We start from the raw sequence: 9,133 nt of genomic DNA on the forward strand, positions 1-9,133 counted from the left end.
GGGGGTGGGGAATTTCAGTGATCAACTCCGGGGATTTTCAATGACCATCAACAAGGTCTTGGGGTGATGCAGGCAGTCGTATCGTTACGCCCTCTATGTCTGTCCCTTCGACGGTGACTATCACGGCTTCTTGGAAGTCCGTTGTGATGCCTTCACCGTTGTAGTACCCGGCGCAGGCACCACCGGGGGCCGCGTACACGTCTAGGCGGTACGGGCCGTCGGGTACGCGTATGACGAACGTGCCTTCTGATCCGGTTACACCCCAGCGGCTGTCTTCTGCGTTGTCGCTCTGCCAAGCCCACAGGCCCACCCCGTCCACCGGTCGACCGTCAGGATCCACGATCGTTCCCCGGATGGCCGAGGGTATGTCGACCATCGGTGGGAGCGGCGGTGGGCGCTGTGTGATGAACGGGGAGCCGCGGAGGATGGCCTTTTCGTCGTCACGAAGATACGTGTCCGGATAGGTCAGATAGCCAAGATGCATCAGCGAGGGGGAGTCGCAGGAGGGCAGACCCTCGTCGCAGCCAGGCGGGTGATTGATCACACCCAGCGCGTGGGTGAGCTCGTGGGCGATCCCGCCGATCACGCCCCCGCGCGTCCGCGTGTACGGTCCCTCACCGCAGTAGTGGTAGGGCCCCGAGTCGAAGACGCCTTCCTGGCGACCCATGATGGTGAGACCCCAACCTCCCCTTCCCAGTTCATGAGCACCCTCACCGAACTGCTGGTACTCGTCGCATGCTTCTTCCACATCCGCGTAGATGACCCAGGTAGTGGTAGACCCCGGCGCGTCATGGGTTCCACCGGCTGCCCATCCCCTGACTGGCGCGCAGTGCTGCACCCCTTCCACTACCTTCTGCCAGGCGTGGCCCCGGGCGTAGAAGTCCTCCGGCTGGCTCATCCGGCAGTCCTCCACTATCGGATCATGCAGCGAGAACGTGACCCCTTCGAGTTGCTCGTGATACCAGGCCTGAGCATGCTCGATCGCTCGGCGTAGAACGTCGCGATCGCCAGAACGGAACTCACGGTCTGCCGGCACCGCGTACAGCACCCGCACCACATGCTCCGGTGGTGGCTCGAGTCCCAGACCTCGGGTGAGGAACGTGGCCATCTCTGCCCGGGCGGTGTCCCCGCCCGGGCAGTAGCGAGGGGGACCGGTCGCGCATCCCGCAGTTACCCCTGCGGCGGCCAAAGCGTCGATGTTGGGTTCGTGGACACTCCCCCCGGTGTCGGTGAACCGACCCGACCGGTCCCGGGGCAGATCGAAGGCACGGACCAGGAACGTCGCCATCTGAGCACGATCAGTTGTCTCATGCGGGCAGAAGCGGACCGGTTCGGTGGCGCAACCCGCAGTCACGCCCAAGTCAGCCAGACGCTCCACATAAGGCGCCCACCACTGCGACGCGTCTACATCCACGAACCGCGACGCACCTACCGAGGCCGGGTCACCCCCATCCAGGATCCGCACCAGCCACACCGCCATGACCCAACGCTTCACCACGTCCCGTGGACAGAACTCTCCCGGAGCGCACTCCGTCCCCTCGAACACACCCAGAGCCGCGAGCCTCTCGACTGCTGACCGATGAACCTCCGCCGCATCCAGATCGGAGAACTCCTCAGACGAGGCACCTACCACACCAGCACCCGGCCCCAAGGCGGACCCAACAAGAACGGCAACGACCACCAACCCCACACCCCGCCGGCAAGAAACCCCCACGACCCTGGCCACAAGACCCCTTTATGTAGTAACTACTATGTAGCCTAGCAACTCGGCGACTACTCCGGTTGATGAAGAGGACACGGTAAGTGTCTGTGATGGCGCACTATTGTCATGCTTCATGAGCGATTCCACGGACACCCACACCGCCGGTAGTGGTCGCCCGCGTCGCCGGGCGGACCCGGAGGCGACGACCGCGCGGTTGCTGGAAGCCGCCGCCACGGAGTTCGTGGAGTACGGGTATGAGGCAGCCGTTATCAGCCGCGTCGCGCGCCGCGCCGGGGTGACCGTCGGCGCGGTCTACTCACGATGGCCGACGAAGAGCGAGGTGATGGTTGCCGCCCTCGACTACATCTTCGAACGGCTGCTGCCCTCGGAACGGATGAAGGAGCTCAATGTTGCCGAGCTGCCGACAACTGCCGTCTTGGAGCTCTGGTCATCGCACCTGTTGTCCTCTGATGCGGTTCAAGACGTGTTGATCCAGGTCTTCGGTAGCGCCCGCAACCACCCGGCGGTCCGCGAGCGGCTGCGGCGCTTCCTCAATGACCAATCCGACCAGTTGACCCACCTGATCGAGAAGGGCAAGACCGAGGGGCCCCACAACGCCGAACTGAGCACCGTCGCGGTGACTCTGATGTGCCAAGCCATCGGGATCGGCACCCACTTGCTCATGTCTGCCGGGTTGGACAACCGTCACATCCCAACCGAAGGGGAATGGACCGAGCTACTCCGGCAGGTGATCGGCCTCGTGTACTCGCCAATCGAGCAGACAACCTGACCCGGCCTGCGCCACCACGGCTCCGCTAGACGGACCCTTTAGGGATCCCAGACGGTCACACTATGGGTCCGAGTCATCCCTCCGCGTCCCGCGACTTCGCCACGGTGTCGACCCCGGGAGCGCGAGTGAGGGAGGTTGCCATTTGTGCTCGGGTGGTGTCTCGTCTAGGGCAGTAGCGAAGGGAAGAGCAGCGTCCATGAGGTCCAGTATCACGGCCGTCTTGCCCCGGTTGAGCGACTCGTAATAGACGCTACGCCCGCCCACGAAGGGCCCGAACCGGCGAGCGTCATCACCGCCTCCCGGCGGTTCGACCTTTATGACACGGGCGCCGAGGTCGGCCAGCACCCGGCTCAGATCGACCACCGTGATGTCGGGGAGAGGCCCGCTCATGGTGCCCGGTCCAGGACTCGCGAACCTCACCCTCTTGATGGACAGAAGAGCTTGAGGATGTGTAAGGCCCAGGTAGATGGCTGTTTTGTGCTGATGTCCCACCCGTGGCTCCACAATTCTCCTAGGAACCTGACGCTATAGGTTGGCGAAGAGATCCATCACTGTCTCTGCCACAGGAACGAAGCGGTATTGCCTACCCACCTTGTGCCGCTCGAGCAAACCTCGTTGGTATAGATCGCTCAGATCACCGTGGGCAGTCGGGTAGGTCACCCCGTGTGTCGTCTGGTACGACCTGAAGGTGTAGATGGCGTCGGGTCGACGCAAGGCCTTACTCAGCAGGGCGATCTGTCGATGGTTGAAGTCCGGACTTCCGCGGAGCGCCCGCTCCGCCTGGCGGACCTCGGCGGCCTTGGTCTCCAGGTATCCCCATAGCTCCTCGATGGATCGATGCAGGGCGTCCAGTTGGTGGAGCAGGAAGTAGGTGAAGTCCGCATCGTCGGTCTCTGTGTGCAGGAAGGCCTTCCCGTACTGGACCGGGGCCCGGCGGAGCAGGCGGGAGATGGATAGATACTCGGCCAGCCAGTATCCCTGGCGCAGGAGAGACCGATAGAACAGCGCCCGGGCCGTTCGTCCGTTCCCGTCGACGAACGGGTGCAGATACGCCAGGTAGAAATGCAGCGCAATTGCCCTCACAACGGGATGCACGAACGGTTCGGATTCCAAGTCGTTGGCGAACGACACCATGGAGTCCATGAGGCCGGGCAGCTCCTCGGCAGGTGGAGGAACGTGATATGCCGGGTCCGGATCGATGAAGTGGCCGACTTTGACTCGTTCCTCACCCGATTGCTGCATGCGTCCGGCGCCCTCCGGGCGTTCCAAGGTCGCCTCGGTCACCATCCGGTGTATCTCGAACACGGTCTCCGCCGTCAGCGGCGCTGTCGGGTCGCGGCTGATGTACATCATCGTCTGGTAGTTGTTAAACACCATGCGCTCCGCGGGGGTTCGGGGAGATCTGTCCGAGCGAAGTAGCTTCTTGGCGTCTCGGCGCGTAGTCGCGGCGCCCTCGAGGAGGCTGGAGGCTATTGCCTCCTCCATCAGACCTGCGACCACGTAGCGAGTCCGGTCGCGCGGGTTGACCACGTCCTCCGGCAGTCCTATGCGGCCGGCGGCTTGCTGGTCGATACGCTGCAACAGGGAGAGTGCTTCGTCCGTGAGGACATAGCTGAACAGTTGTCCGTCACCGTTCATCAGGGGGAGGGCCCGGCGACCCAGTTGCCGGGCCATCTTGATGCCCAGCCACCACTCCTCCGACGAGAGTCCCTCCGGGGGCGGCCGATGACGGAGTTGGTCCCAGTGGTAGTAGTGACCTCCGGGCGCCGCATTGATCTGGCCGCCAAGGACTATCTCGGCAAAACGGTCGGGTCCGACACTTTCGAACAGGTCGTTGACCTGCGGCGGATTGCGGGGTCTCTTCATGCGATTGTCCTGATCTATAGATTCTATAGACGTTTGATACGTCGCCTATACATCCCTACGCCCCCGAGGATCCCGGAGGGCATCTCCCGATGCCTTACTATAGATTCTATAGAGATTTGATACATCCTTGATATGGCGCTGGCCATTTCCGGCGCTGGTCGGGACAGTTCGCCTCGCTGGACCACGGAATGGCAGCACTACTCGCTGCGTCTGCCCGGCCCGGGTGGTGAGTGATTCCCCGGATGCCCCAAGATTCTCCGGTGTTCAATCCCTATAGGGGTTTGCGAGCCAGGAAACAGTAGAGCGGTGTGAAGATCCCGGTCCTGCCGCCTGCGACATAGGCGCCGGCGGTCCGATCCAGCACCCTGACGGCGTCCTTGGTTCCCTTCGGCAGCACCCGCAACGCCTCGGCCAGGCCGGCCATGCCGATGTGCGCCTTCAGGTTCTGCATCCTGATACGGGCGGCCATGGGCTGGTACCAGGGCTTCGAAGGGCGGGTCTCGTCGACGGCTCGGTCCATCCCCTCGACAACCTCGAATCCCGCCGTTGCGAGCGCAGCGTCCACCTCACCCGTCGTGGCGATTTCCTTGAGCGCGATGCCGTGCATCAGGTCCTGCTTGATGGCCTGATGCCGGCTGTCGTGGGGGTCGAACCGGTCGGTCATGCACATTTCCTGGCCCCAGAAGAGCGAACCGGGCTTCAGCACGCGGTAGATCTCGGCGAACGCGCCGACCTTGTCCGGCGCATGGCAGGTCGACTCGATCGCGTAGGCCCTGTCGTACGTGTCGTCTGCGATAGCGGCCATGTCCATGAAGCTGGCAGCCAGGTAGTCGACCATGTGGTCGATTCCCGCCTCGGCGTCCAACGATCTCGCCTTGGCCAGCTGGAGTTCGCTGTAGTTGACCCCCAAGACCCTGACACCGGCCTCACGGACGACGCGACGCATCGGGCCGCCGATGCCGCAACCGACGTCGACCACCGTCATGCCCTCGCGCAACTCCAGCTTGGAGATCATCAGGCGTTGATGCCGGATCTGGGACTCCTCCAGGCTCTCCCGGGGCGAGAGCGGGGCGAAGTGAAGCGACTCGCCCCAGCCGAAGACCATCAACTCGCTGAAGAGGTCGTAGTACTCCCTGACGGTTTCGGCGTGTTCGTAGCCCTTCGGACCCTCGCTCGCTGATGCTCGGCCGGTCCATCCATCGAAGCGTCGCACGCGACGGGTGACGTCCGAGTCGCGATATGTGGACCTCAGTCCCTTGTAGAGCCGAAGAAGTCTCAAGAGTCCCTTACGGGGTAGGGATACGGTGCCATCCCGTCCATTCTGGCACGGACTATTCCGGGTCTCGGACCGTTCTAACTCATCCGGTAGTGGATTCAGGAGGCGCAAGGGCAAGCGCGTGGCTCGCGACCTGGGCAGCGCTGAAGCCACCGTCCGAGCTTCCCTTCATGTTCACCTGGCCGTCGTTGAAGGCTGGCGGGCGAGCCACTCCGCCGAGATCGAGCCGGACCCAGAGATGGTCGTGCTCGACGCCCTCAGCCACAAGTACACCAACCAGCCGTTCCGGTGCGCTTCGAGGGCTGTGTCACGCTGCGGATCACCGTCACGTCGTTCCGCTACACGGTGCATCCCCAGCAGCACACACCCCCCGACCGCTGAGGCACCGGGGACGGTCGCCGGGTCGGTTGGTGTCAGGGCCAGTGGGTGCCGGGTGGTGGAGATGGGTTGGCGGCGGCCCATGCGTCGAGGCGGCGTGCGAGCGCTGGGGCCAGAGCTGTTCCCGAGGGCAGGTCGCTCTTTGTGACGAACGCGACGACCACCCGGGGACTGCCGCGCTCCAGGCTCCGCGTCACCAGGAACGCGTAGTCGGCGAAGTTCTCCGTCACCATGACACGATCCTCGCCGGCTGCCAGCTCATAGAGATGCTCGTCATCGGAGCCTGCCAGCACCGAGCCGGCGACGCTGCGGGCGTCGTGTCCGAACCGCTCCAGTTCGGCAGCGGCCGCCGGCGGGTACATCTCGTCAAGCAGCCACCTCACACCGACAGCATGCGCTCGCGGCGATCCGCCAGCGTCCGCAATTCTTCGGCGGCCCTGACATCAGCCGCGATGCGGTCGTCGACCTCATCGGGGAACGTGGCGTAGTAGTCGGCTGCGAGACCGATCAGCTCGGGCGGAAGGCCAGTCTCCTCAGCGACAACGCCGACCGGGTCACCGCCGACGCCGGCGCTGTGGCGCTTGAGGTCGCGCACGATCTCCCACACGTCAGGCCCGGTGGCCAACCCGGCGCGGCGCCCTGTCGGGCCGTCACGGAACACGATGCCCGGAAACCGCCGCATCTTGAGCCCTTCGTCAATCAGCACGACTGCCAGCGACGACGGCGCGCTCGCGATCCGCCGGCTCTCGTCATCGAGGCGCGTGCGCACCTCCTCTGGTAGCCGCAGCGATGTCGGTCGGCTCATGGCAATCTCCTCATCGCAACCTCCTGAGTGCGTCGCGCTACATCGTAGTGTGCTGACTTACGCCAAGGCTCTGCCGCAACTTCGGGCCAGGACTTAGGGCGACCAGGGGGTGTCGTCAGGGCTTGACCGAGATGATCTGGATGAGGTTGCCGCAGGTGTCGTCGAACACGGCTATCCAAGCCTCGCCGACATCGGTCGGGGGCACCGTGAAGGCGACACCGGCCTCGGTCAGCCGCTGGTGTTCGACTTCGACGTCGTCGACGGCGAACTGGGCCAGCGGGATGCCGGCGGCCATCAGGGCGTCGCGGTAGGGCTTGACCGCCGGGTGATGTGATGGCTCGAGCAACAACTCGGGCCCGTCGGGGTCGTCGGGCGAGACCACCGTGAGCCAGGAGTCTTGGCCAAGCGGAATGTCGTGGCGCTTCTGGAATCCGAGCACGTCGGTGTAGAACGCCAGGGCTTCCGCCTGGTCGTGAACGAATACGCCGGTGAGTTCGATCCGGATGGCCGGGGTGCTCTGCGGCCTGCCATCACGTGCCGCCGTCGTGGGCGTGACGTCGGTGTGCTGCTTCTGTGAGACGATCTGGATGAGGTTGCCGCAGGTGTCGTCCAACACGGCCATCCAGACCTCGCCGACATCGGTCGGGGGCACCGTGAAGGCGACGCCGGCCTCGGTCAGCCGCTGGTGTTCGGCGTCGACGTCGTCGACGGCGAACTGGGCTAGCGGGATTCCATCGTCGGCCAAGGCCTTGCGGTAGGGCGTGACGGCGGCGTGGCCGGCCGGGTCGAGCTGCAGCTGGGGCCCGTCGGGGGCGTCGGGTGAGACGACTGTCATCCAGAAGTCGTCACCGATGGGGATGTTGGAGTGTTCTTGGAACCCCAGGATGTTGGTGTAGAAGTCCATGGCCTTGACTTGGTCATCGACGTACACACTCGCAAACGCAATCTTCACTCTTGGGCCCTTTCTCGGCCATCGCCGGCTGATCTCGGACAGCGGTGCCGGGTTGAAAAAGTGGTACTTGTAGCGGCCTTCACGTCTGTATCTGACGAGGCCGGCCTCCTCCAGGACACCGAGGTGCTGAGAGATCGCCTGGCGGGTCGAACTCAGCTGATGCTTGGAAGCGAGCCGTGCTCCAATCTCGAACAGTGTTTGGCCATCGCGCTCGGCCAACTCGTCAAGGATGATCCGACGTGTCCGATCCGCGAGGGCCTTGTAGATGTCGGCCACTGGCACGTACCTTAACAGGCAAGTGACGACTTGCCTATCAGTAAGGCAGCGCGGCGCGGCGAAAACACCGCCGGGCGTACCCCGGCATGTCCCGTGCCTCCGACTCCTCGCCCTCCGGCCCGGGTCCGTCCCGCATCGGGATGAGGACGTTCCTGACGACCTTCATGCGTTGTAGAGCCACTTCGATAGAGCTGTCAACGGTGTGAACCCGGGTGCCCGGGGTGGGATTCGAACCCACACGCCCCTTAGGGGCAGCGGAGGTTTAAGACCTCGTAAACCCCCAGCTAGACACCATATTGTCGTGGTACGTCCCACATTACATACCACTACAGCGTCCGCATGGTCCTAGGCCAATGCTGTCAAGAGATCACCAGGTCAGATGTTCTCAGCCTTGCTAGTAAGAAGCCGGTTCCGCTCGTGCACCTCACTCGCGGCTCAGGCTGTCAACAAGCCTCCAGACGCTCGAACTCGGGTTGGAGAACCTTGGCGACCCATCACCCTCATGACGCTGATCAAGTTTGATCGCGCGAGTTCGAGCAATCTTGTAGCTTTGGTCAAGAGACGGCCATGCTGACAGCGCTATCGACTTCTTGTCGATCAGTCCCAGATTCCTGGCACGGCTCTGAGCAGCGCGCCGGTCGATTGCCCTGTTGTGCTCTTCGACGTGGAGGAGCAACCAAAGTTCGAAGCAAGGGTTTGAGATCGCTGTCTGTATACTATTTTGCTGCGCCTCCACCCTCGCTTGCTTCACGTTGGGGTGCTTATCAATGTCGAAGACGACCCAGATCTCATCGAACTCGAGCACTGCGTTCCGACGTCTTCGTTCTCGGATGTCTGCGCGCGCCCGGTCGACAAGTGACAGTGGAACCATACCGCCTGGTCCGAAGGTTAGGGTTACCTTTGTGTTACCGCGGGCGATGTGTCTCAGGTAGCCAAGTTCGGTAACAGTTCCCTCACTATGAACCCGAACGATCCGGCGAACTTCCTCCCTGCCTAAGCTGCGGGTGGGTCGCCCTCCTTTTGGACGTTTCATCCGCGGGAGAGTGTCGACGCCGGATCTCGTTGGACGGCTTGCTCGAACTCTCCGC

General features: G+C 63.5%; 9 protein-coding genes and 3 pseudogenes. 1 reads left to right on the plus strand and 11 read right to left on the minus strand.

All coding sequences use genetic code 11. From position 1 onward, the window contains the following. Positions 1 to 37: 37 nt before the first annotated feature. The gene (locus tag OXK16_06165) at positions 38 to 1,633 is read right to left on the minus strand and encodes an S-layer homology domain-containing protein (GenBank protein MDE0375531.1); all 1,596 of its coding nucleotides are present in this window, start codon (positions 1,631 to 1,633) and stop codon (positions 38 to 40) included. A 202-nt stretch (positions 1,634 to 1,835) separates the two neighbouring features. On the opposite strand from OXK16_06165, the gene OXK16_06170 reads away from it, so the two are divergent. Then, positions 1,836 to 2,492 (plus strand): TetR/AcrR family transcriptional regulator, encoded by a 657-nt coding sequence (locus OXK16_06170; protein MDE0375532.1) that lies wholly within the window; start codon positions 1,836 to 1,838, stop codon positions 2,490 to 2,492. A gap of 198 nt (positions 2,493 to 2,690) precedes the next feature. Here the strand turns inward: OXK16_06170 and OXK16_06175 are convergent. The 10 genes and pseudogenes from OXK16_06175 to OXK16_06220 form a co-directional block, all read right to left on the minus strand. Beyond that, positions 2,691 to 2,882 (minus strand): annotated as a pseudogene (locus OXK16_06175) (CoA transferase). Positions 2,883 to 3,017: 135 nt separating this feature from the next. Continuing rightward, positions 3,018 to 4,358 (minus strand): Fic family protein, encoded by a 1,341-nt coding sequence (locus tag OXK16_06180; protein ID MDE0375533.1) that lies wholly within the window; start codon positions 4,356 to 4,358, stop codon positions 3,018 to 3,020. Positions 4,359 to 4,629: 271 nt separating this feature from the next. Continuing rightward, positions 4,630 to 5,637, minus strand: a complete 1,008-nt coding sequence (locus OXK16_06185) for a class I SAM-dependent methyltransferase (GenBank protein MDE0375534.1) — start codon at positions 5,635 to 5,637, stop codon at positions 4,630 to 4,632. Between the two features lie 410 nt (positions 5,638 to 6,047). Beyond that, positions 6,048 to 6,395, minus strand: a complete 348-nt coding sequence (locus OXK16_06190; protein MDE0375535.1) for a DUF5615 family PIN-like protein — start codon at positions 6,393 to 6,395, stop codon at positions 6,048 to 6,050. Next, positions 6,392 to 6,817, minus strand: a complete 426-nt coding sequence (locus OXK16_06195; protein MDE0375536.1) for a CopG family transcriptional regulator — start codon at positions 6,815 to 6,817, stop codon at positions 6,392 to 6,394. The genes OXK16_06190 and OXK16_06195 overlap by 4 nt, the downstream gene beginning before the upstream one ends. A gap of 115 nt (positions 6,818 to 6,932) precedes the next feature. After that, entirely contained in the window at positions 6,933 to 7,322 is a 390-nt protein-coding gene (locus tag OXK16_06200) for a VOC family protein (GenBank protein ID MDE0375537.1), read from the minus strand. A 69-nt stretch (positions 7,323 to 7,391) separates the two neighbouring features. After that, positions 7,392 to 7,769 (minus strand): annotated as a pseudogene (locus tag OXK16_06205) (VOC family protein). A gap of 84 nt (positions 7,770 to 7,853) precedes the next feature. Next, positions 7,854 to 8,045, minus strand: a pseudogene (locus OXK16_06210) (helix-turn-helix domain-containing protein). Between the two features lie 37 nt (positions 8,046 to 8,082). Continuing rightward, the gene (locus OXK16_06215) at positions 8,083 to 8,211 is read right to left on the minus strand and encodes a hypothetical protein (protein MDE0375538.1); all 129 of its coding nucleotides are present in this window, start codon (positions 8,209 to 8,211) and stop codon (positions 8,083 to 8,085) included. Between the two features lie 258 nt (positions 8,212 to 8,469). Next, positions 8,470 to 9,078 (minus strand): RloB family protein, encoded by a 609-nt coding sequence (locus OXK16_06220; protein ID MDE0375539.1) that lies wholly within the window; start codon positions 9,076 to 9,078, stop codon positions 8,470 to 8,472. Between the last annotated feature and the right edge of the window lie 55 nt (positions 9,079 to 9,133).

The organism is bacterium (genome assembly GCA_028821235.1).
Lineage (GTDB): Bacteria > Actinomycetota > Acidimicrobiia > Spongiisociales > Spongiisociaceae > Spongiisocius.

Bases quoted from the DNA above. Each gene is read 5' to 3' on its own strand.
- OXK16_06170 (MDE0375532.1), top strand. From the start codon at position 1,836: ATGAGCGATTCCACGGACACCCACACCGCCGGTAGTGGTCGCCCGCGT.
- OXK16_06180 (MDE0375533.1), bottom strand. From the start codon at position 4,358: ATGAAGAGACCCCGCAATCCGCCGCAGGTCAACGACCTGTTCGAAAGT.
- OXK16_06195 (MDE0375536.1), bottom strand. From the start codon at position 6,817: ATGAGCCGACCGACATCGCTGCGGCTACCAGAGGAGGTGCGCACGCGC.
- OXK16_06215 (MDE0375538.1), bottom strand. From the start codon at position 8,211: ATGAAGGTCGTCAGGAACGTCCTCATCCCGATGCGGGACGGACCCGGG.
- OXK16_06220 (MDE0375539.1), bottom strand. From the start codon at position 9,078: ATGAAACGTCCAAAAGGAGGGCGACCCACCCGCAGCTTAGGCAGGGAG.